The sequence below is a fragment of the Bacillus sp. 2D03 genome, from assembly GCF_003946765.1.
GTDB lineage: Bacteria > Bacillota > Bacilli > Bacillales > Bacillaceae_G > Bacillus_A > Bacillus_A cereus.
The window spans coordinates 308,158-331,853 of the sequence record NZ_RPSJ01000002.1; the positions used below are offsets into that span (position 1 = coordinate 308,158).

The window sequence follows — 23,696 nt, forward strand, 5'->3', positions numbered from 1 at the left end:
AAGAAAAAGGTAGCATGAATTTTTTCTTGCTACCGAAAAATATTTATTCTTCTATAGGATTTTCAGGACCGTTAAGTTCCAGCTGATAAAAAGCTAAATCTAGCCATTTATTAAACTTATAACCAGCTTTTTTTATTGTTCCTGCATGAACAAATCCATAGTTTTGATGCAAGGCAATACTTTTCTCATTCTCTGCATCAATTCCAGCAATTAAGGTCATATACTCTCTTTCCTTTGCAATTTTGATTAATTCCTTCATTAATGAAGACCCAATGCCATTTTTTCTATATGCCTTATCTACATACACAGAATGTTCAACTGAATATTTATAAGCAGGCCACGTTCTAAATAGGCCGAATGTCGCAAATCCTACTACTTTATTATCTAATTCATATACGAAAATTGGATACCCTTCAGCCTTTTTTTGTTCATACCAATCTATTTTATTTTCAAGGGTTACAGGTTTATACGCATATACAGCTGTTGTATAAAGTATCGCATCGTTATAAATATCTAAAATGTATGCTAAATCTTTTTTCGTTGCTTCCCTTATCATTGTTTTCTTCCTTTCATCATGTTCACCTTATATCACTATCTTTTCAATAGTTTTATTTTATCGAAATTTCCGATTTTTATCTACATACGAATACTAGCTTTTCGGAAACCGTCAAATATATTTATTGCAGCAGATAATGTGTAAATTACAATTCCACCGCCAACTAACCACGTTTTAAATCCCTCTAGGGAAATAGTAAATGCATTTGCCAAATACGTAATAAACCCTGCGTTAAATACATGTGGATTTACTACAATTACAATGAATACTATCGTCCCAGCTACCTGAAGAATAGCATTCCCAATCGCCAATCTTTGCGTCCATTGTCCCTGCACTAATTTATAAAGGGATATACATATTTCAAAAACGATCATAATTACAACGATTGGCCAGTACTGCAATAAAACATCTTGATTAAAAGTTGGCGAGACAAACTTCAGTCCATTTGCCGTACCGTTATATACGCCAACAAGATGATTCGCATAAAAGTAAAGTGTAGCCCAAACTGCTGTCCACATTAAACCTCCAAAAACTTCAAACTTCGAGATTGCTTTTTTCTTTGGGATATACGAGATGTTTTTCAAATCATCTGGTGTCCATTTTTTTAAACTTGTCGTCAACGGTTCGATACCTTTGTCTGTATCTGTTCTTTCTAAAATAACAAACACAACTGTCAACCAGAAAAATACATGGAGGCCCACTTCAAAAATTTCCCCAATGCCTTTACCTATCAATTGAAAAATAACATTTAATACTGCTTGATCACCACTATAGCCTATAAAATTTTCTGCAACCATTGATATGAGTGCAATGACAGCTGCGATTGGTATAATCATTTTTAACAACGTTGTATATACATCAAAATAACGTGGTCCAATTAAATGCATCGGTCTATCCAAATAACCATTAGCCAATGAAACCGGACTCCCCAATTTTTCGAGAACGCTCTTTACATCTTTCTCATTATAATCTTCAGGTAACATATCATCTATAGTTGACCTTAGTTCAAGTGTAATATCTTCACGATTTTTTTCAGGTAATCTCTTCGCAACCTCTTGGATATAGAGATCAATTAAATTCATTCTCTTCCTCCTCCTTTAATAAGTTATAAAGTTCTTTCGAATCCTTTATCCATTCTTTTTTCAACTGCAAAAATATTTCTAATCCATAATCACTTAAAACATAATACTTACGAGGTCTACTCTCCGTTTTATCCCAACTACTCGTCACTAATTCCTGCTTTTCTAATCGGCGAAGTAGTGGATATAAAGTACTTTGATCAATTGTAACCCCTGATTGCTCCAATAACTGGACAAGTGAATATCCGTACTGCGGCGTTCTTAATTGACTTAAAACAGCTAACGTTAATGTCCCTCTTCTTAACTCAGTAATTAACGAGTTTAATAAAGTATCCATTCACTCACCTCATTTCCATTACTATATGTCATACAGTATGTGTTTTATACTATGTATTGTACAGTATTAGTGTGACAAAAACTGCAATTTTTTACCAAAAACAGATAATGAAAAGCGCAAATTATATGATTTGTTCTTTTTAGCTAAGTTATATATATCTATAGCACTCTAAAAGGTAGCACCTTAACTACTAATTTTGAAGTTCTAGTAATGCTATGTTACAAATATCGTATACATATGATGTGAACATAACATCTTACTATAGGAAGGTATTAAAATGGCAAATTACCATGGTTGAATGATTCCCGTTTTCAGCACCTAATCAACGTTATTTCCTTCATAAACTTCATCTTGTTCAAAATCTTTATTTTTGTTTGGTTTATTAGAGAAAAATAAAAAAACAATTAAATTAGGTTAATTGTTTTTCAAATGCAAAATCTTTATTTTTTTTAAATAATCTATGATATTAGAAAAGACAAACTCTCCAAATGCAAGTGGTATATAAATAAACCATAACTTTAATATTGCCTTTGTTTCTTTGTGATCAGAATCCCCCATTAAAACCAACCCTATCCTTTATTTTCAAATATTTTGATTTTAATTCCAATAATAAGAAGATTATACCATTTACAAATTTAATAGTCTATGTTTTCTAAAAATTAAATAAACATATCCCCTCAATATTCAGATAAACATAATAACTTTTTTTCGTTTCATCTTCAAAGTCAATAATGGGGCCTGTTAGAATCGCTACATTACCAATCGATTAGATCCCGTGACCAATAAAATCCATCTTAAATTCTTCCCACTTTAATTTATGTAATGATATAATAACACTAAATTTTCAACACGTGCTTAATAGATTGGGGACTTATAATGGATAAACCTCTCACTGCATTACAAACTATTATTATACATATGAATACAAATGAGCATTGGCATGATTTTATTTGTTACTGTCAGCATCGCGAAGCGGGACTTCGAAAATTAGCTTTTAAACATTTAGGGACATTTATTACAAATGCAAAAAAATGGGAATCAAAAGTTCAAGAAGAGTTTGCCATTTCGCTGTTTACTATTTTAGATGCATTAAACGAAAAAGATGAGGTCTTAACTTTCTCACTAAATAGTTTTCTAATTGACATTCTATATAGATGGACAGAAAACAACCCATTTGATTCAAGACCTTTTAGATGGATAGGAATTTATATGGACTCTAGCAATAAAGAAGACGATTTAGAAAAATCCCTTCGAAAAGCGATTGAATTAGGTGGTGATACCGAACAAGAAGCCATGATATACCTAGTTTCTAATTACATCAATACTTTAGAATTTGGTACACATGAATTCCCTTCAGGTTATTGCGGAGATTTAAGTGAATGTATAGAAAAACTTCCCTATATGCTTCAATTAATTGATAGAATTCAGAATAAGAACATAAAGGAGCAAAACATTGGGCAAATACAAGAACGACTACACCTTATTCTAGATTGGTTAAAACATACACAAACTCCAGAAGATGCTGTTCGTACATGGAAAAAAGAACAAACTAAGGCATTAGAAAAGGTCATTGTATATTATTTACACAACAGCTCAAGTCATTAATTCATCTTGTACAGAGATAATAAAGTTGTTTAAAACATAATAAAATTGTTTAAAAAACGCTAGTCATGTTATTCAACAATCGAGCTATATTACGGAATAAATCCTTGTAAAAATTAAAAATATTTGAAATAATCGTCATTAAGTTGAAGCAGAGCGATTGCAGAAAAAGGTGATACGACTTTTTCTTACTTAATAATTGCACGATAGTTAAAAAATTCAACTAATTATATTCCGAAAGGGTGTGTGTAGTATCTTATCAACTAATGTTTTTACTTATAAATCTAAGGATGGAAAAACAATAATAATTAGAGAAGCTAAAGAACAGGATGCAGAAAGAATACTAGATTCTGCTTCAAAAGCTTTAATAAACGCTCCATACATGCTAAGTACGGTTGAGGATGTAAAAAAGGTGCGTATCGATGTTATTCAAAAAACGTTAAAATCTTATCATGAAAATCCAAATTATGTACAGTTTATTGCTGAAGTTGATGGTAAGTTAGTCGGTGCAATAGATTTTAAGAACGGAAACAAAGAAAAAATCAGTCATCAAGGGGCTTTTGCGATGAACATACTACCTGAATATCGAAATTATGGTATTGGAAGAGCTCTTCTAGAAACGTTAATCAATTGGGCTAAAAATAACAGTAAGATTGAAAAAGTTTGTCTTGAGGTAATGGAAGATAATCTAAGTGCAATCCAGTTATATAAGAATCTAGGCTTCTTTGAAGAGGGTAGAAAAGCAAAGGGTGTAAAATTGGATGGTGGCTATCAAGATTTAATATTAATGGCTTTATTCGTTTGAAATTGAACATTATTCAACAATCGGGCGCTATTGTTGAATAATGTTTAGATTTTTAAACGACTTTATTGTTATATTTTTAAGTACAGTGAAGTATCTTATATCGAAAATTAAATAAATTTATTGTCATTTTACACGTCTACCATTTCAATATAAAAAGAGGATTTTCATACAGTACTAGAAAATCCTCTTTTTATATTTATCCCACATTAGCTTGCAGTAAAACTCCCCACTGATTATAGTTTCACTTTATTTTAATCCTTTAATTAAAGGTGACGCTTCCCCACTATGGAAAATCCATAAGTCATGAAGTGATCTCGTACATCCGACATATAGTAACTTTGCATCATGTTTTGTGTTTTTGTAATGTTCCTCATCCACATCAATTAAAAGCACCGCATCAAATTCTAAACCTTTCGCTAAATAGACAGGTACTACTGATATACCACCTTCATATTTACTTTGGTTTGCTTCAATTACGTTTACCGTTAATCCTGCATTTGTTAATTTCACATATATATCACGGCATTCATCTTCTGTTCTTCCGATTACTGCAATTGTTTTCACATCTGCATTTTGCAAATGTTTTACCGTCTTCACAATTTCAGTAAATTGATTTTCGGCATGAATTACTTTCACATCTTCTCCACTGCGGAAGACTGGTGTTGCGAGTCCTACTGGGATTTCTGCATTTTTAATTATTTCATTTGCAAATTCAATAATTTCTTTTGTAGAACGATAACTTCTTGTCAATTCATAATAACCGGTTTCTTGGAATACTTCCTTAAAAGCATTCCAATCTTCAATTCCTTGGTAATCATAAATCGCTTGCGATAAATCACCTAATATAGTGAAAGAATTACCTAATGTAATTTCTTTTAATGCATAAACTTGGAAAGGCGAAAAATCTTGCGCTTCATCAATAACAACGTGATGAAACTTCTGCCCGATTTCAATCCCTGTTATACGATGATGTATGTATATTAAAGCTGGTAAATCTTCTACATACACTTCTTTTTTACGACAACTCTTTTCTGTTTCTTTAACAAGTTCTTCAGGTAATACCTCAAGTATTTCTTTACTTTTTACTATTGAACTATACAGTGAAAGAGCACTCATTTTCGGCCAAAACTTCATATATGCGTTGAGTCTCTTAGTCGCTTCTTTTTTAAGTAATTTTTTCTCGTTTGTTTCCCCGAATTTTTTAAGTTCAATTTCAATCCAGCGCTTCATTCGTCCTACTAATCGTTCTCTTCTTTTCTGTAAAGGATAATGTTTATATTCAACTTGCATCCATTTTTTAATATCTTCTACTGGAATAATCGCTCTATCCCACGCCTCAAAATCTTTTGTCGGAACTAACTCATTTTCAAATTGGATCATTCTCTCTTCAATAAACGTCTTAAATTCCAACGTACCCTTTAATTTACCTAGCATTACCTTCTTTTCATCACGATTAATTGAAAATGCTTCTTTCAATTTTTCTTCTGTCTGCTTTAGTTTCACTGAATTATCTAACGTACGTAATGCCCAATCCGGAAACGTTGTTTGACTAATATTCCCTACACCTAATTCAGGAAGTACACTCGAAATATAGTCTAAAAACAGACTATTCGGCGCAAATACGATCATTCTTTCTGCTTCTAATTGTTCACGATATTCATAAATTAAAAAAGCAAGGCGATGTAAAGCAATTGTTGTCTTTCCGCTCCCTGCAACCCCTTGAATAAGTAATGGTAAATTTCTTTCCGCTCGAATAATATCATTTTGTTCCGATTGAATTGTTGAAACAATATCCTTTAGCTTATTATCTTTATTCTCACCTAATCGATATAGAAGAAAATCATCGGCATGCGATACATCTTCATTTCCTTTTACATATGTATCAACAACACGTTCAAGTTCTCTTTTTCGAATGGAAATGTTTCGTTTTAAATACACATCACCTTCTACTAACCCATCTGGTGATTGATAAAATGCTAATTCTTCTCCACCGGTAAATGAATAAAACATACTTGCGACAGGCGCTCGCCAATCAATAATGATTGGCTTCATCGTGTCCATATCCGAAACCCCTACTTTTCCGATATAAATCGGCATAACTTCTTCTTTTCCATCTTCCTGAAAATCTAACCTTCCAAAGTACGGCTCTTGCACACCAATACGTAAGTTTTGTCTATTAGACTCCCTCATACTTTCAAGAATTTGCTCTTTAAAATCTTCTCCATAATAAACCGGGGTTTTTTCAAGCTTATCCAATTGCTCATCCATCGTATGTAAAGTATCCTTCATTTTTTGTAACTCATCTTCAAATATGTTGCTCATTTCGACGATTCCCTCCTGTCCGTTCTAATTTTTCAGTCGAAGTATCATTGTATTAAAAACCCAATCATAAAGTCAATAGTTTCCATTTAAATTTTCCGAAAAAACTTACTTTTCATCTTTCTAATTTAAAAATAATATGCAACATCTAAATCACACAAATACACATATAGTATAGTGATGCATACAAAAGATACTACTTTCTATTTGTCTCCTATTTAATTTATCTATTAAAAAACATTGTAAAAATGAAAGACTTTAATCAATGGGCGTTTTACTGCCCATAAATAGTAGGATAAATAAAAGTAAAGGAGGCTCTTCAAATGAATATTTTGAATCTATCTCAAGATTAAATATGCTTTTATCTGGCTGTATCCTTATGGTTTGTTGGTCAATTATGTATGTTGAAATATATAGACTTACAAAATCCGTCTGGCCATGTGTTATCATGCATGCAATCGAGGATGCTGTTCCTACTGTTTTAGTTACAATAACAGGGATTATTACTCTTACAAACAGTAGTGATTTTTGGTTAAATCCTATTAGCGGGGTCGCTGCTACTGTTTTATTTCTCGGAATTGGAATCGTACTAAGAACTATAAGAATAAAAAGAGAACGACAATTATTCACACAATAAAAAGCAGATAATGAATTCGTCATTATCTGCTTTCCAATTTTTAAAACTACCTTATTATATTTTTTGATACATAAGCCAGTCACCAGAGTCTATCACTTTCTTTAACATCTTTTTATCCTGAGCGATATACACATATGCCTCAATTTCCCTATCAGCAACATATACTGTTTGCGTGATTCGATTATATAAATCAGTCTCCGCATTGCCTGTATATTCTTCTAGTTCATCTAACTTACACAATATCTCATCATTTACTACATAAATTTCTCCATACACCTGTTCTTCAATCGAATAAGTCATGGCTGGATATCCTTCGTTCGTATCAAATAATTTTCCATATGTCCAAGCTCTGTCTGCGATGCATGTTGCACCTAGCATATAATGAGCATTCGTTTGTCCTCTTCTTAACGTTCCATAAACGAAAACATGATACATAAATTCTTATCCCCTTTATATGCCTCTACTTTCTTATTTGTAAATAAGCACGAATCATAAAGTAACTCACTTCATTCGGAAGCTGTTCTTTAATAGATTTCAGACCACCATCTGCATTTTGAACGGCAGTTTCAATAAGAGATTCATACTCTGCTGAAACAAAGCTTTGCCAATCTACTTCCATTCCATCCTCATAGCAGCGAATTAAATGGTTTTCGATTGTTTGTCTTGATAAGTTACGTTCTTTTGCAATCTCATTCAAATCAATACCTTGTTTATACATTTCATACGTTTCTAAATGAGAATTTGCGGACGCTTTTCCTGACTTTTTACGCTCTGAAACTACTTCTGTCTTAATCGTTTCAGCATAATTTGGATTTTCCTTAATAAAATGCTGAACTGCTTGTAAGAAGTGCGAGCCATATTTCACAAGTTTGTGTTCTCCGATACCTTTTACCGTCAACAATTCGGAATCACTTTGCGGCATTTTCACACACATATCTTTTAATGTTTGGTCAGAGAAAATAACGAACGGAGGTACACCTTCTCCTTGTGCAATTTCTTTACGTACTTCACGAAGCACTTCAAATAAAGGATGGTCTTGAACAATTTGTCTTGTCTCTACTCGTTCTTTTCGTAAAACATTCTCTTTACCAAGTAATACTTCTTTCCCTTTTTCAGTTACTTTTAACGTCGGATAAGTGCCATGTTCAACTGCAATTAACTCGTCTGAAATTAAAAACTCAATAAACTCACTGACCTCTTTTACACTACGGTTCGATAAAAGCCCATACGTTGGTAAAGTATGAAAATTAAATTCAATAACTTTTTTATTCTTCGACCCAGTTAATACTTGCGCTATCATTTGCTTTCCAAAGCGTTGGTTGGTTCTAATCATGCATGATAAAACCATTTGTGATTCTCTTGTCACATCGATGCTCTCGCGATTGTCTGTACAATTACCACAGCGTCCACAATCTTCTTTCGGTTCTTCTCCAAAGTATTGCAAAATGAATGATTGTAAACATTGTTCTGTATGACAGTAATCGGTCATATTTTGCAATTTTTCAAGTTCATTTGAAAAACGTGATTCTCCAGTTGATTGATCAATTAAAAAACGCTGTACTTGTACATCTTGAGAAGAATATAACAATATACATGTACTATCTAATCCGTCACGACCAGCACGTCCTGCTTCTTGATAGTAACTTTCCATATTTTTTGGAAGCTGATAATGAATTACGTAACGAATATTCGATTTATCAATACCCATCCCGAATGCAGATGTTGCTACCATTACACTTACTTCATCTCGTAAAAAGAGTTCTTGTTGCTCATTTCGATCAATATCACTCATACCAGCGTGATATTTTGATACAGAAACTCCTGCCTTCATTAAATCTTCATATAACTGATCGACTACTTTTCTAGTAGCTGCATATATAATCCCAGATTCCTTTTGATTTTGACGAATATAATCCGCCAAATATGCATTTCGATCTTGCCCTTTAATGACAGAAAACGATAAGTTCTCACGCTCAAACGTTGTCATAATTGTATTTTCTTGATTAATTTCAAGTGTATTACAAATATCATCACGTACTTGCGGTGTTGCTGTTGCTGTTAATGCTAATACGAGCGGCTTTTCTGGAAGATAATCTAATATGCGATGTATATGTAAATAACTTGGACGGAAATCATGTCCCCACTGTGAAATACAGTGTGCTTCATCAATCGCAATCATAGGGATTTTCATATCGATAAGTTGGTCAACAAACTCCATCGAATCAAGACGCTCAGGCGCCACATAAAGTAACTTGTAATGTCCTTGTTTCGCTAATTGAATTCGCTGATTTGCTTCTGCAATAGATATAGAACTATTAATATATGTAGCTGAAATGCCATTCTGTACCAATGTATCTACTTGATCCTTCATAAGTGATATTAAAGGTGATATAACCAACGTCGTTCCTTCAAATACTAATGCCGGAATTTGATAACAAATCGACTTACCGCCACCCGTTGGCATGATACAAACCGTATCTTTCCCATCTAGTACATTTTTAATTGTTTCATCTTGTCCTCTTCGAAACGAAGAATAACCAAAGTAGGACGCTAAAAGTTCTTGTGCTTTAGTAAACAAAAAAGAGTCACCTGCTTTTCTTTATCTTTCATCTACTTCTATTATATCAATCACTTATGCGACTTGAAAGGGATGATTAGATGCTTATTGTTTTTTCATTATTCTATGTTTCTTCACTTATTTAATATGAATTAGCATCATTATTTTATATGTTTTACAACATTTATAACGTAAATCCAGTACACAAGAAGAAAGAGTTTCAATTTAAATGTTCATTTTATTTCCCTTTCTTGAATACTACTAATCGTATACATATAAATTCAGGAGGTTACTATATGAAACATCGTAATATGAGGTCCATCACGGCAAAAACGAAAACAAAACAACTCCAATTCTCTAATAATGATGCGTGGAAATATGAATCATACTATAAGTATCAGCCATTATTCTCTTATAAAAAGCTTTTTAATTTTCTTTCTCAACTTTTTAAACGTTAATATATGCGCAAAAAATATATTATTCACAGAAGTTTTCTCAATATTAAACATATAGACTTACTACAATTGAGTTGTTAACATATATAATAATCTGTTGGATAAACCCCTTAAGTTGACCTGCTTATATTAGCAGGTCTTTTTCATGATTACATACTTCTGTGTACCTCGATCTCACTTCCAAGTCTTTTCTCCATTTTATAACCATATTTAACTCCCAACAATTAATGATAATCATAAATTGTTGGGAGTTAAATTGTTCGTATATAATTATGCAATTCTTCTTTCTCAATACACAAAACACATTTTACTTGTTACTATAAAAGTACTCCAGATGAGTTTTTTGCTCATCGACATTATCTAGTTATTGGGATCTGCCGCGGGAAGCAGGTCCCTTTGACTGTATGAAGGTCCCAATTTCATTTGGACACATTTACCAGGTTTTTTCAAAAGAATTTTATGATAACATTACGTAGTCGAGTCCGACATCTCGGCAATACCCTTTTGAGGGTCTGTAACTTCCCTTGCAGACCCTCTTTTACTTTATATTCAAATTATTCATATATATCACAACATCATTCATTGAATTTCTCCATTTCAAATTCCCTAAAAATAATCTAGGACACGGAACTAAAAATAAATCTTCATCATACTTTGAGTTATACATGTTCAAAGGAGTGTTACTATTTATGTATTCTTATTGGCAATCGTATTACTCCCCCTACCATAACCCTTATGTAAACTATGATTTATCCGTACGGAACTACCGAATTAGTAAAAATGAGAATTTTTTAAAAGGATATATGCGTTCTTTATGGGAACAACACGTCGCTTGGACGAGATTGGCTATTATAAGTATAGTATTTAATTTACCAGATGTTAACGTTACTGTTGGACGACTTCTACAAAACGCAACACATATGGGACTATCACTTGAACCATTTTACGGTGAAGATGCAGTAAAAAAATATAGTGCATTAATTAAAGATCACTTAGTAATTGCAGCGGATCTTGTTAAAGCGGCAAAAGCTGGTAATCAAAATGCAGCGGCCGCTATAGAGAAAAAATGGTACGCTAATGGTGACGCAATTATTGAATTTCTTAACAGTATCAACCCATATATAGATAAAGAAGAATTTAGAAAAATGTTTTATGAACATTTAGCACTAACGAAAGCAGAAGCACTTGCCTTCCTAAATAAAGATTATGAAGCAGGAGTAAAACTTTACGATAAAATTGAAAAAGAAGCATTAGAAATGGCTGACATGATAACAAACGCAATCGTAAAACAATTCCCGCAAGTCTTTCAATAAAGTGAAACTTTAATCAGTGAGGGGTTTGTTCATCCCCCACTGATTATCAGCTCTCACCAATCGGCTTATTTAGTTTTCTCTCCATGATATTTCACCTCTCCTCTTTACATTTAGCTTATATCAATATATTTTATTAATATCCGTTTTTTATAGGAGGAAATAGTTTGATTAACGCGATTGGTCTCGTTTTTATACTTACAAATAAACACGAGAAAAAAAAGAAAGTTTACTTAAATGAAAAATTTGCACTAATAGATATTATTGATTCTAAAGAAGTATTTGATGATGAAGGGAATCCTTTAGTAGAACTAACATGTAAATACAGTATATATTTAGATGAAAAATATTACTGTAAATCTCTCGATGATTATACCGGACAAGTCTTTCCTTTCTTAAGTGCAAAAATAGGAAAAGGTCTTCTAAGAAACTTAAACTACTACTTTTCTTACGTTGATGCCTATGATAAGAAACCACCAGTTAAAGAAATAAGACCACTTATGAAACAAGTAACTAACAGATAGCCAAAAATACCAAAAAAAGAAAGCATCTAACCCTGGATGTTTTCTTTTTTATTAAAAACTCATTAACTTTCATCCTCTTCTAAAAGTATGTATCCAAGCATATTTTAAATTAAAAACATTGGAGGATTAGAGTGAATGAAATACTCAGAAACAATTATAAGCAAACGACTTCGAATACTTAAAATGACGGGTATGTTTTTCATGCTAGTGTTAATAGCATGGATTGGCTATACAAAATTACTTTATGAAAACGGCTTTCTTCAAGAAAAAAAGAATTCAGTAGAAGTAATGAACACTAGCATTACAGGAGAAATAGAGCAGCTTTTTCATATAAACTTGCAAGGTTATCGAAAAACAAGCCTTGATGCTGTTATAGAAGCCAGTAAAACCGATCCAAGTGAACTATCCTTAATTGAACTAGTCAACAAATCCTGCTCGCGAGATTGCATAGGCGAACCAGTAACATATGTAAACTCAAATAATGGATATATCTTTTATAAGGAATCTAATGGAACTAATGTAGCTATAACGGTTAAAAAGAAAGACACATGGGTAATTGTAAAGAAATCTGTTCAAAATGGAATATAATCACCCCAAAAAAGAGTACGCATCGTACTCTTTTTTATTATTAATACCCTTCCTCTTCATGCCTACAATGGCATTTCGCTTTTGTTTTACAATGACATTTTTCACACTCACACTTCGGTTTCTCTTTGCAACAACACTCGTGAAAATCATTGCGCTTACATCTCCCAAACATTAAATCATCCCAAAATTTATTACAATCTTGAAAATGTCCACAATGACAAGTATTTCTCATAAATATGCTTCCTCCTTGATAGAATTCATCATATTCTATGTTTGAAAGTATACAAAGGCTTGTTTATTAGTCTATTTTCTCCATATTATAAGTAGAGTTAAAAGATTAAATAAAAATAAAAACCGTCACATGACGGCTCTTATTTTTATTTAGCAAACTACTCTTTTGTATAAAAATATTTAATTCCTTTCATATCTAACCAAGCAGTTGCTTTGTCCAGTTCGTTCCCTTGACGATAATCTGTTTCGAAATACACAAGCCCTTGGTTATCTCCACGAGATATTATTTTAGAAATATATCCAAGCTTATCCATCATTTGAATCATGTCAGAAATTAAATTTACACCAAATTCATAAGTAACTACTTTGTTATATTTATTCACTATAATTCCAACCCCTTCTTGTTTTTTTATCGGCTCAACAATTTGATTTGTAAACCAAGCTAACGGCTTATTTCCAATCAGCTTATTTAAATCACACTTGCCGATACCAGCCACATTGCCTGTCTCTGTGTATTGCCAAATATCACATGGATAGGCCGGTTTGTTACCACCATAACGAGGAATCCATACAAAATCACAATTGACATTTGCCATTCCAAATGGAGCATACATATGATGAGCAATATATAAACCGACTTTCTTAGCTCCTAATCTGCGTAATTCATCAATAAAAGCTTGTGCACCCGCTCTCATATCGTTCATTGTTCTTACTTCTACGTCAACTACCCAAACTGTTGCATTTTTATCACCACGGTTCCAAAAGTCTCTTGCTTCTATCCGTGCATCCTCTACTGAAACGAAACGACAGAACGCATAATTACCAAACGGAATATTCCTTGCTTTCATTGCTTGTACATAATTTTTATATAAAGGATCTACATAGTTTGAACCATCTTGCACACGTGCAATTACGAAATCTAATTGTGGTGCTGCGATATCCCAGTTAATGTCGCCATTCCATTTCGAAATATCTACAATATAACCCATTATTTAACATCTCCTTTTTCATTATTATATTCAAAGCTTGTTTTTTTGTTATTATCAACTAATAAATAGTATGAGAGGTATTATATTATTGGGTAATAATTTAAAATTCGGCTTATGTATTGAGAAAACAAAATATTATTACGGGTTTAATAAGTAAAGATTTACAAAACTCTAAACTATATAAAGTGAAACGATAATTAGTAGGAGGCTACGAGCAGTGTAATTCCCACCTAATTTCTTAGCTTCATCCGAATTTTGAGGTAAGAATTTTACTTCCCGCAAATAGCTTGATAAATAAAACCACCTTTCTGACAGGTGGTTTTGTGTACTAATTTACATATAAATTGTCCATATTTTTATAGTTACTTAATATACTTGTTAACTAAAAATAAGACAATTTTTAGTTTTTAATCAAACCAATTTTCGTTTTATCTCACGTACTCATAGTACCATTTACGTGCATCTAACCAAGCTGTAAATTTATCGATATTCCCGGACGGATAGCCATTCGTTATAGCATAACCAATGCCATCTTTTTGAACGACAATTTGTCCATCAATACCCGCATCAACCATAGCTTGAGCCAAAGCTTGTAAATTACTAAATGCTACACCACCAGTTTTTACTTTGAGCAAATTCGCTTCACCTCCTCCAGTTTGTCCTGTAAGAGCAAATACAATAGAATTAGCGATTTTATCAACATTCCATTTTGCCATGTCGGATTCATTATCAATAAATCCTAATTCAATAAGAATAGCCGGTGCCTTCGTTCCATTTAATACTGCTAAATCTGTACGTTGTTTCGCACCTCGATCACGCCATCCAATATCTTTTGCTAGTTGAGCTGAGATTTTAGCCGCCAAATCTTTCTGATCATAATATAAAACCTCAACACCCTGTCCATTTCCATCACTTGCATTAAGATGAAAAGAAATAACTAAATCCACAGCATGGGAATTGCTATTCCGAATGATATTATTTAAATTTTGTGATTGAGTTGCCCCTACCTCGTCCGTATCGTCATAAACCGTGTGTCCTAGGGCTCTTAACTTAGCCGCCACGGCATCTTTAACTTGCCTATCTAGAACGTGTTCTTTCCGATTCCCGAAATTAGCACCTTGAACAATACTATTGTGTCCTCCGTGCAAACTATATCTAGCCATTATTCATCAACATCTCCTTTCTTAATATCTTATTCAAAACTTGTCTTATTGCTATTCCCACTTACAATCTTAACTGTGCCCATACGTCCTACATTTTCTAAAAGTGACGCAATTTGTTTTCGATATAAAAAAGCTATCGCTTCATAAATCGAATGATTTATTCTCTAAATTACTTTTACATGAATGACGACACGAACAAAAAAGCATCACCCTTTCGGCGATGCCTAAAAACTCTATTTTACTTTTCAGCTCCCTAAATAAATAGAGTTTAAAATCACTGAAACTACACCTATATTTCCTCCCCTTCCTTCACAGCTTCTTTCAACCTCTGCAACATATACCCAATCCCTTTACACCCCTCTAGCGGATATGTAATCATTTCTTCTGGATATAGCTTTGTCACTACTTTTTTATGCTTCTTCCCTGCTAATAAGACGATTTCGTCAAACTGTAATAAACTTTTATCTACCATCTGTTTTTGTAATTGCTCTATACTTATTACCTCATCGCTTTTTGAATCAAATGCAAGATCATAGTTTTCTAATACAATATCACTTGGTCTTAAAAATCCATGTTTCGCTGATAATATAACCCAGTTTTCGAAAAACATAGTTGCGTACGCCTGACATGCTTTTCCGAACGGACTAATATATACATCTTTTGCTTCCATCGGTCCGTAGTCTGAATGTTTATCCCAAATTTTCTTTTTTCCACATGGAATTATACATAGCCTTTTCATATATATTTCTACTCCCTTTACTTTGGTAAATAAAATTCGTTATTTTGTACATTTTTCTCTCGAAATACTATATAATAATTCTGAAAGTTAAAATTACACATTTTACCATATACGTACTATAGATTACTCTCATTGCAAATATTATAATACCATAAAATTTTTTCATTTTTTCTTCAAAATAATGAAAGTAAATTATAATACTATCATGTATTAATAAAGCAATAAAGGAGGTTCATAAAAATGAAAAATATTATCCCTGCACTATTAGTCTATTTTATCGTTTGCGTTATTTCCGTTATCATCCCAGCATCTGAAGGCTATAATTATGTCGGCTGGAAGTTATTTGTTGGGCAAGTGTATGCGATACCTATTTTCTTCATTACTACGATAATCACATTTTATATAAACAAGAAAAAATCTTACGAATAAACGATTATAAGGATAGCTAACGCTATCCTTATTTTAATTCGTTAATCAAAACTTTATATCCTTTCTTCTAAAAAGTTAAACGCAGTTCCTCCGAAATCCAGCTCTCTAATTTTGAAACAGATTCAATATTTTTTCAAAAAGCCCCTGTAATTTACTTTTCAATACTTCCATATCATTAAGCATACACAATGCGACTGTTTAAAAATTAAAAATTTCTGCTTATTATAAATAAAAAAGGACAAGTAGCCAATCTGACTACTTGTCCTTACTGTTCATCTGTACGCAATACGATTAAGCTTGGAATGCTTCTGTTAATACTGGTACGATTTGTTTTTTACGAGATACAACACCTTTTAAAGTAGCTGTATTGTTTTCTAGTGATACGTTGTATGCTTTCTCAACAACGTTTGCTGCTTTACCGATCGCAAGACCGACAGAATCGTTAGTTAAGATATCAGTTACAACGAATAAGAATAGGTCTAAACCTTTTTCTTCTACTACTGCAGAAATTACTTTTTCAAGTTCCGCTTGGTGTACAAGAACGTCGTTTGTATCAACAGCGTTTACTTGTGCGATTTCAACTTTCGCATTACCCATTTGGAATTCTTTAGCATCAAGAGAGATTAATTGCTCCATTGTTTTTCCGCTTAAGTCAGCACCAGCTTTTAACATTTCTAAGCCGTAGTTATCTGCATCTACACCAGCGATTTCCGCTAATTCACGAGCAGCTGCTACGTCTTGTTCTGTGCAAGTTGGAGATTTGAATAGTAAAGAATCTGAAATGATTGCAGATAACATTAAACCTGCAATTTCTTTACGAATTGTTACGCCATTTTCTTTGTACATTTTGTTTAAGATTGTAGCTGTACAGCCAACTGGCTCACAACGATAGTATATAGGATCGCTTGTTTCAAAGTTAGCAATACGGTGATGGTCAATAACTTCTAACACACGAACTGATTCGATATCGTTAGCACTTTGTTGACGCTCGTTATGGTCAACTAAAATAACGTTGTCCACTTCGCTTGCTACTGTCTCAACAAAACGCGGTCCTTCTACTTTAAAATAGTCTAACGCAAATTGAGTTTCACCGCTGATTTCGCCTAAACGTACAGGCTCAGCATTCATTCCTAATTCTTTTTTCAATTCTGCATAAGCAATTGCAGAACAAATTGCATCTGTATCTGGGTTTTTATGCCCGAAAACTAGTACTTTTTCCATGTTTTCCACCTCTTCATGAAAAGGATATCTTAAAGAAGCAAATATGACAATATTTAAAGCATATTTTTTTATAAATAATTGCACTTTCTTCTATATTTTTCATCATTTTCATAAAAAAAATCATCTAAAATGAATTAGATGATCGAAATGTATGTTTCAATTAAAATAGTGTAGGAGCTTGCACTACATTGTTAAAAGCGAAATTTGAGGATAAGCCATTATTCAAAAGGTTTACATCTATAACTTGATAAAACGCATTTCCAGTGTCTGCAATTTCCCAAACAGCTAAAATAAGATGGTATCCACTACGGTCAGTTGGTACATTCGCTTCGTGCGTTACTGTTGTTCCTGGTCTAGCTCCACCGTCATTTTCCACATAGAATGGCACTAAATCTAAATCTGATCGCGTCAAAGGTTTATTGGGATTCCAACCTTTTTTCGTAATATAGTATTTCCACTCTTTCGTACTATGAGGAGCCGTTAGTTTCCACTTGAATGTATTCGTCCCGCCATTTAACGTAACTTTCTTCCACCTATCTACAGTTTGAACATCTAAAGCGGGAAAATGACCAGCCCCTGCAATTTGTCCATCAGAAGGTCCTAGTTGCGGAAATCCACCTATTCCTTCTACGCTTTGAGGTTCATATTGAATCGGTCCACAATTTACATTTACCCCTTGCTTACATAAATAAGATCGGCTCGCTGGTGATTCTACATATCCATGAGCTGAAGCCTTTTCTGAAAATCCAAATGTTAATAATCCCGTAAGTAATACGCCACCACTTAAAATAACTTTCTTCATCTTTTGTAAACTATTCTTTTTCATTCTTTCATCCCCTTCCCATAATAAAGCGAAAATAACTATAGTTGGCTAGTCATCTTCTCTACATTTATTATAAGACGAGAATCATTACTAAAAGAACCCTCTAAAAACTTTCTCAAATTCATTTAGTGCGTTAATTAGATTATAATTAACTATTTTAACACCGCCAGAAAAATATAGACGGTGTTAAAAATAGTCGTTTATTATTCACTTACTAATAATTAAGCACTCTCCCCGTTTGATTATACCTTAAATGTTTTTATAATAAATAACCGTAGCATCTAACTTTCCATTCGGAGAAATTGCATACCCTGGTATTGTTCCAACTTCTTGGTAGTCTAGTGATTTGTACAATTTATTGGAAGGATCTCCTTCTCTAGTATCTAATACTAAAAGAGACCTGTTTTCTTGCTTTGCTCGTTCCTCTGCTTTTTGCATAAGCGCTCGTCCAATACCGTTACGTCTAAAGTTTGGATGAGTCATTAATTTACAAATCTCAGCTCTATGAATTCCGTTAGGCTTTGTAACTAACTGTAATTGAATACTCCCTGCTACTTCGTTGTTTATTTTAGCCACATACAATATCACTTCTGGCGCTAATACTGTTTGCCAATACTTTGTTGCATCTTTTTGTTCCAGTGGAGGCAAAAAACCAATTGATGCCCCATCATTTACAACCATTTTCAAAAGTTTCGAAAGTTCTTCTATATCATTTTCTAGTTTCTTAATTTCTTCAATTACTAAATTTCGCATTACTTTTCCCCCTTTTGTTTCATTGTAACAATTTTTAAAGAAGGAATAATGAAATAATAAGAGGAATTTATAGTAAGATATGATTTTTTGTGAAAGGATAACGATATGAAATATATATTAGATAGAACATACGCAAAAGAATTACTCGAATGGGCATATGAACAAAACCCGGGCCCTTGGTTTGAACATTCACTACATGTTGCTCATGCAACTGAAAACATAATTATAGAACTTATAAAAAAAGGGTACAAGCTAGATGCTGACATAGCATATAACGCTGCCCTTTTGCATGATATCGGAAGATACAAAGGTTTTACCAAATCGGTCATTCATTCCTATGATGGTTATATGTATATGAATGATTTAGGGTATACAGGAAACGCTGTTATTTGTGTGACACACTCATTCCCATGCAAAAATGAACATATAGATATCGCAGCGGAATGGAGTCTCGTTCCTGACCATATGAGAAGCCGGTTAGTTGAAATATTAAATGAACATTGTAACTACGATTTATACAATAAAGTAATTACTCTTTGTGACGCTCTTGCTGATGCGGATGGCTTTACTACGCTGGAAAGAAGATTAATTTCTGTTGGTTTGCGTCATGGTACAACATCTCATACATCTTTACATTGGAAAGGGTTTTATGCGATTAAGAAAGAATTAGAAGCTTTAATCGGTAAGAGTATATACACAGTTCTTCCTGATGTAGAAAAATCTATTTATGAAGATATAGAATATTAAATTGAAAACGATAAAAATTTGTATGTATGTTTCTAAACAGAAAAACAAAACAAAAGCCATTGATTATATGAAACAATTGAAGCTTTTTACAAAACCTTAAAACTAAATAAATAGTTGTTATTTCTCATTCCTACTAAATTTAAAATTCTCCCATTATTGTATAACCATAAATTGAACCCATCCTAGATAATTTTTATACTCAAATTTAATTTCACATAAAAAACGTTTTAAACATAAAGTTTAAAACGGTTTTTTATTCAATGCTTTTGATTTTTCAGTTCTGTTAAACACTCTTGCACTAAAGTTACCGCTTGACTCATCGCAGCTCCGCCAGCAAATGCTGCTGAAACACCACATGCTTCCAGAATCTCTTTATCCGAACATCCTTGATCAAGACAACCTTTTGTATGATAAATTGTACAATACTCATCTTGCGTTGCTAAACTAATTCCTAATGCAATAAGTTGCTTTTCTCTTTTTGTTAAAGCACCCTCTTGAAAACAAGCTTGCGTGAACGCATTATATGTCTCAGCGATTTCAGGAATTTGATTTGTAAAACTACCTATACCTTCTTTATAATGATGTAGAATATCATTTATCGAACTATGTTGCTCATGTTCCATCTTATTCCCTCCAGTCATATTATCCATACTTATTGTAGTATGTGATAATATGGAGGTAATATACCTTCTTTTAAATTAAGAATTTTCAGTTAATTTAAGTTATAATTTTAAATTATCATCTACAATAACTTTTTCTCTAGAACTTTTTCTTTCAACCTCTTTACTTCTTTCTTCCCAAAATGTTAATCCTTCAATCCCCACATTTTTAGGATTAAATACTGGATCTTTCCCTTCTTTTTTCTGCGTTTCATAATCTTTTAACACTTTTAATGCGGTTTTACTTAAAAGTAAGATTGCGATTAAGTTTAACCATGCCATACTACCGATTCCTAAATCTCCAAGATTCCATAAAAGCGACGCTGATTCAACGCTACCGATGTAAACCATAATTAAAAATCCAAATTTTAAAACTGGTTTTAACCAGCCATACTTCAGTTGACGATCTAAATAAGTAAGTGTTGTTTCAGCGATATAGTAGTAAGCGAGTAACGTTGTAAATGCAAAAAAGAAAATCGCAATTGAAATAAATATTGGACCAAACCCTGTTATCACAGTTTCAACTGCTTGTTGTGTATAAATTGGACCAGCTTCCACATTTCCTATGTTTTGTACAATGGTGGTTTTCCCTTCAGGTATAACATTGTACATACCTGTTATTAAAATCATAAGAGCTGTCGCTGTACATACGACAATTGTATCGATATATACGGAAAACGCTTGAACTAATCCTTGTTTTGCGGGATGCGATACTTCAGCAGCCGCCGAACTATACGTCGCTTCTCCGACACCAGCAACGTTTGAAAATACAGCGCGTTTTACGCCCCATGCAATAGCTGCACCAACAATTCCACCAAACATTTCATTTACACCAAATGCGCTAGAGAAAATTAAAGCAAACATACTTGGAATCTCCGTTACATTCGCAATTAATATGATACATGTAACAATTACATAACCAATTGCCATAAATGGAACAAGCATTTGAGAAACGCCAGCAATTCTCTTTACACCACCAAAAATAATTGCTGCTAGTAACAAGACTAAAAATATACCAGTTATATATTTGCTAATACCATTAGAGTTTTCAAATCCAACTGCGATACTACTAGATTGAATACCTGGTAATAAAACGCCATATGAAAGTGTTACAACTACTGCTACAATGACTGCAAACCATTTCATTTTCAAACCTTTCTCAATGAAATATGGAGTACCGCCGCGATATTCATTCCCTATTTTACTTTTGTATACTTGAGATAATGTTGATTCTACAAACGCGCTCGCTGCCCCTAACAAAGCCATTACCCACATCCAAAATACAGCTCCAGGACCGCCGAAAGCAATTGCTGTCGCTACCCCTGCAATATTACCAATTCCAACTCTTCCTGATAAGGCTAAACAAAATGCCTGAAAAGATGATATTCCCGTCTCTGAACTCTTTCCTTCAAATAATAGTTTAATCATCTCTTTAAAATAACGGATTTGCAAAAAGCGTGTTGCAATCGTGAAATATACGCCTGCCCCTAATGCAAAAACAACTAAACCGATACTCCACACTTGCCCTACTAACCATTCTACTAAATTCTCCATCCAAATCCCCCTTATCATTCTTTTGAAAAGCAATTTTGTATATAAAAAAAACGGACAACTATTATCAAACTTTCTAGTTGTCCGCATCTTTCATTATTTCATCCCTCAATTTTTATCAGTAAAACGCCCTATTACTTTATATTTACCCAAACACTTTTCACTTCTGTATAATTATCAAGCGCATATGAACCTAATTCGCGGCCAATACCAGATTGTTTATATCCACCAAATGGTGCAGCTGCATTTTCTAAGTTATAATCATTAATCCATACTGTTCCTGCTTTTAATTTATTTGCCACTTGATGACCCGTTTTGATATTTTGCGTCCATACACCCGCAGCAAGGCCATAGGATGAGTTGTTCGCTCGTTCAATTACTTCTTCTGTCGAATCAAATGGCAGAACAACAACAACTGGTCCAAATATTTCTTCCTTAACGATTGTCATATCGTCTGTAACGTCTGTGAATACAGTTGGCTTAACGAAATAACCCTTTTCAAGTGCACGTTCACCACCAGCCGCAACTGTAGCGCCTTCTTTCTTCCCTTGCTCAATGTAATTTAACACACGCTCTTGTTGTTTCTTAGATACGAGTGGACCCATTTCCGTTTCTTTCTCCATACCTGCTCCAAGTTTTACGTTGTTCGCCATTTTCACAAGTGCATCTACTACAGTTTCATAATGTTTACGATGAACAAACACACGTGATCCTGCGCTACAATTTTGACCGTGATTATACATAATACCTTGGAATGCACCATTAATCGCTTCTTCCAAGTCCGCATCTTCTAAAATGATATTTGGTGATTTTCCGCCAAGCTCTAACGTTACATGCTTAATCATTTCTGCAGACTGACGCATAATGTACTTTCCTGTAACAGTAGATCCTGTAAAAGCAACTTTATCAATGTCGTGATGATTTACAATTGCAGCCCCTGCTTCAGGACCAAAGCCTGGTACAAAGTTTACAACACCGTTTGGAAATCCAGCCTCTTTAAAGAGTTTCGCTGCATATAGTAAAGATAAAGGCGTTTGCTCTGCTGGCTTTAATACAATCGTACAACCTGTCGCCAGTGCAGCTCCCATTTTCCAAGAAGACATAACAAGCGGAAAATTCCACGGAATAATTTGTCCTACAACACCAACAGGTTCATGTCTCGTATAATTTAAGTAATCTTTTGAAATCGGGATTGTTTGCCCAATAATTTTTGTAGTCCATCCTGCGTAATAACGATAATTTTCTACAGTCGCTGAAATATCATCATCAAGTGCTACTTGGTATGGCTTTCCATTATCTAAAGCTTCTAGTTGCGCTAATTCTTCTCTATGTTCTTCAATTAAATCTGCTAATTTATAAATAAGATGCGCTCTTTCAGCAGTAGTCATTTCTGCCCACGGGCCAGATTCAAATGCAGATCTTGCCGCTTTTACTGCAGCATCAATATCCTCTTCTTGCGCTTCACATACGACAGCTAGAACATCTTCTGTTGCTGGATTGTACGTTTCAAACGTCTTTCCGCCAATAGCAGAAACAAATTCGCCATTAATAAACATTTTAATTTCTTCATTTAAAAACGCTTCCACTTTTGGTTTCAGCTCAATATTTGTCTTTAACATTAT

General features: G+C 33.4%; 24 protein-coding genes and 1 pseudogene. 9 read left to right on the forward strand and 16 right to left on the reverse strand.

Annotation, left to right across the window (positions count from 1 at the left end):
- Positions 1 to 43: 43 nt before the first annotated feature.
- The 3 genes from EBQ15_RS06620 to EBQ15_RS06630 form a co-directional block, all read right to left on the reverse strand.
- Entirely contained in the window at positions 44 to 556 is a 513-nt protein-coding gene (locus EBQ15_RS06620) for a GNAT family N-acetyltransferase (protein ID WP_000617509.1), read from the reverse strand.
- An 80-nt stretch (positions 557 to 636) separates the two neighbouring features.
- Positions 637 to 1,638 (reverse strand): HAAS signaling domain-containing protein, encoded by a 1,002-nt coding sequence (locus tag EBQ15_RS06625; RefSeq protein ID WP_001048877.1) that lies wholly within the window; start codon positions 1,636 to 1,638, stop codon positions 637 to 639.
- The gene (locus EBQ15_RS06630) at positions 1,625 to 1,972 is read right to left on the reverse strand and encodes a PadR family transcriptional regulator (RefSeq protein WP_000380301.1); all 348 of its coding nucleotides are present in this window, start codon (positions 1,970 to 1,972) and stop codon (positions 1,625 to 1,627) included. Before EBQ15_RS06630 ends, EBQ15_RS06625 begins: the two co-directional genes overlap by 14 nt.
- Before the next feature lie 876 nt (positions 1,973 to 2,848).
- Between EBQ15_RS06630 and EBQ15_RS06635 the strand changes: the two genes are divergently transcribed.
- Positions 2,849 to 3,577: a hypothetical protein gene (locus EBQ15_RS06635; RefSeq protein ID WP_000360492.1), complete on the forward strand. Its 729-nt coding sequence runs from the start codon at positions 2,849 to 2,851 to the stop codon at positions 3,575 to 3,577.
- Between the two features lie 241 nt (positions 3,578 to 3,818).
- Positions 3,819 to 4,379, forward strand: a complete 561-nt coding sequence (locus EBQ15_RS06640) for a GNAT family N-acetyltransferase (RefSeq protein ID WP_000337112.1) — start codon at positions 3,819 to 3,821, stop codon at positions 4,377 to 4,379.
- A gap of 246 nt (positions 4,380 to 4,625) precedes the next feature.
- Here EBQ15_RS06640 and EBQ15_RS06645 read toward each other — a convergent pair whose 3' ends face one another.
- Positions 4,626 to 6,701, reverse strand: coding sequence for a HelD family protein (locus EBQ15_RS06645; protein ID WP_000065179.1), 2,076 nt, complete (start codon positions 6,699 to 6,701; stop codon positions 4,626 to 4,628).
- Between the two features lie 319 nt (positions 6,702 to 7,020).
- Here EBQ15_RS06645 and EBQ15_RS06650 point away from each other — a divergent pair.
- Positions 7,021 to 7,335, forward strand: a pseudogene (locus EBQ15_RS06650) (CPBP family intramembrane glutamate endopeptidase); the annotation flags it as partial.
- Between the two features lie 54 nt (positions 7,336 to 7,389).
- Here EBQ15_RS06650 and EBQ15_RS06655 read toward each other — a convergent pair.
- Positions 7,390 to 7,770 (reverse strand): gamma-glutamylcyclotransferase family protein, encoded by a 381-nt coding sequence (locus EBQ15_RS06655; RefSeq protein WP_000274905.1) that lies wholly within the window; start codon positions 7,768 to 7,770, stop codon positions 7,390 to 7,392.
- A 25-nt stretch (positions 7,771 to 7,795) separates the two neighbouring features.
- Complete coding sequence (gene recQ / locus EBQ15_RS06660; protein WP_000494268.1) at positions 7,796 to 9,913, reverse strand: DNA helicase RecQ; 2,118 nt, start codon at positions 9,911 to 9,913, stop codon at positions 7,796 to 7,798.
- Between the two features lie 275 nt (positions 9,914 to 10,188).
- On the opposite strand from recQ, the gene EBQ15_RS31065 reads away from it, so the two are divergent.
- The 4 genes from EBQ15_RS31065 (at position 10,189) to EBQ15_RS06675 (ending at position 12,769) form a co-directional block, all read left to right on the forward strand.
- Complete coding sequence (locus tag EBQ15_RS31065; protein WP_000682736.1) at positions 10,189 to 10,350, forward strand: hypothetical protein; 162 nt, start codon at positions 10,189 to 10,191, stop codon at positions 10,348 to 10,350.
- 686 nt (positions 10,351 to 11,036) lie between these two features.
- A complete protein-coding gene (locus EBQ15_RS06665; RefSeq protein WP_000287727.1) occupies positions 11,037 to 11,660 on the forward strand; it encodes a hypothetical protein in 624 nt (207 codons plus the stop codon).
- Between the two features lie 164 nt (positions 11,661 to 11,824).
- The gene (locus tag EBQ15_RS06670) at positions 11,825 to 12,181 is read left to right on the forward strand and encodes a hypothetical protein (RefSeq protein WP_000606231.1); all 357 of its coding nucleotides are present in this window, start codon (positions 11,825 to 11,827) and stop codon (positions 12,179 to 12,181) included.
- Between the two features lie 135 nt (positions 12,182 to 12,316).
- The gene (locus EBQ15_RS06675; RefSeq protein WP_000877574.1) at positions 12,317 to 12,769 is read left to right on the forward strand and encodes a hypothetical protein; all 453 of its coding nucleotides are present in this window, start codon (positions 12,317 to 12,319) and stop codon (positions 12,767 to 12,769) included.
- Here the strand turns inward: EBQ15_RS06675 and EBQ15_RS31070 are convergent, their stop codons facing one another.
- The 4 genes from EBQ15_RS31070 to EBQ15_RS06690 form a co-directional block, all read right to left on the reverse strand.
- The gene (locus tag EBQ15_RS31070; RefSeq protein ID WP_001999954.1) at positions 12,770 to 12,937 is read right to left on the reverse strand and encodes a hypothetical protein; all 168 of its coding nucleotides are present in this window, start codon (positions 12,935 to 12,937) and stop codon (positions 12,770 to 12,772) included.
- A 221-nt stretch (positions 12,938 to 13,158) separates the two neighbouring features.
- On the reverse strand, positions 13,159 to 13,989 hold the full coding sequence (locus tag EBQ15_RS06680; RefSeq protein WP_000540619.1) for a GH25 family lysozyme: 831 nt from the start codon (positions 13,987 to 13,989) through the stop codon (positions 13,159 to 13,161).
- Between the two features lie 428 nt (positions 13,990 to 14,417).
- Entirely contained in the window at positions 14,418 to 15,152 is a 735-nt protein-coding gene (locus tag EBQ15_RS06685; RefSeq protein ID WP_000135281.1) for an N-acetylmuramoyl-L-alanine amidase, read from the reverse strand.
- 289 nt (positions 15,153 to 15,441) lie between these two features.
- Positions 15,442 to 15,891: a DUF6884 domain-containing protein gene (locus tag EBQ15_RS06690; RefSeq protein WP_000824872.1), complete on the reverse strand. Its 450-nt coding sequence runs from the start codon at positions 15,889 to 15,891 to the stop codon at positions 15,442 to 15,444.
- Positions 15,892 to 16,131: 240 nt separating this feature from the next.
- Between EBQ15_RS06690 and EBQ15_RS06695 the strand changes: the two genes are divergently transcribed.
- A complete protein-coding gene (locus EBQ15_RS06695; RefSeq protein WP_000789486.1) occupies positions 16,132 to 16,320 on the forward strand; it encodes a DUF4017 family protein in 189 nt (62 codons plus the stop codon).
- A gap of 291 nt (positions 16,321 to 16,611) precedes the next feature.
- On the opposite strand, the gene ppaC is transcribed toward EBQ15_RS06695, so the two are convergent.
- The 3 genes from ppaC to EBQ15_RS06710 form a co-directional block, all read right to left on the reverse strand.
- Positions 16,612 to 17,541: a manganese-dependent inorganic pyrophosphatase gene (gene ppaC / locus EBQ15_RS06700; protein WP_000416861.1), complete on the reverse strand. Its 930-nt coding sequence runs from the start codon at positions 17,539 to 17,541 to the stop codon at positions 16,612 to 16,614.
- A gap of 160 nt (positions 17,542 to 17,701) precedes the next feature.
- Positions 17,702 to 18,367: a lytic polysaccharide monooxygenase gene (locus EBQ15_RS06705; RefSeq protein ID WP_000742276.1), complete on the reverse strand. Its 666-nt coding sequence runs from the start codon at positions 18,365 to 18,367 to the stop codon at positions 17,702 to 17,704.
- A 246-nt stretch (positions 18,368 to 18,613) separates the two neighbouring features.
- Positions 18,614 to 19,117, reverse strand: coding sequence for a GNAT family N-acetyltransferase (locus tag EBQ15_RS06710; RefSeq protein WP_001245249.1), 504 nt, complete (start codon positions 19,115 to 19,117; stop codon positions 18,614 to 18,616).
- A 105-nt stretch (positions 19,118 to 19,222) separates the two neighbouring features.
- Here EBQ15_RS06710 and EBQ15_RS06715 point away from each other — a divergent pair, with 105 nt between their 5' ends.
- Positions 19,223 to 19,864 (forward strand): HD domain-containing protein, encoded by a 642-nt coding sequence (locus tag EBQ15_RS06715; RefSeq protein WP_000874109.1) that lies wholly within the window; start codon positions 19,223 to 19,225, stop codon positions 19,862 to 19,864.
- A gap of 257 nt (positions 19,865 to 20,121) precedes the next feature.
- Here the strand turns inward: EBQ15_RS06715 and EBQ15_RS06720 are convergent, their stop codons facing one another.
- The 3 genes from EBQ15_RS06720 to EBQ15_RS06730 form a co-directional block, all read right to left on the reverse strand.
- Positions 20,122 to 20,514: a carboxymuconolactone decarboxylase family protein gene (locus EBQ15_RS06720; protein WP_001999958.1), complete on the reverse strand. Its 393-nt coding sequence runs from the start codon at positions 20,512 to 20,514 to the stop codon at positions 20,122 to 20,124.
- A gap of 72 nt (positions 20,515 to 20,586) precedes the next feature.
- Entirely contained in the window at positions 20,587 to 22,077 is a 1,491-nt protein-coding gene (locus EBQ15_RS06725) for an alanine/glycine:cation symporter family protein (protein WP_000429511.1), read from the reverse strand.
- Positions 22,078 to 22,208: 131 nt separating this feature from the next.
- Positions 22,209 to 23,693, reverse strand: coding sequence for an aldehyde dehydrogenase family protein (locus EBQ15_RS06730; protein ID WP_000920976.1), 1,485 nt, complete (start codon positions 23,691 to 23,693; stop codon positions 22,209 to 22,211).
- Between the last annotated feature and the right edge of the window lie 3 nt (positions 23,694 to 23,696).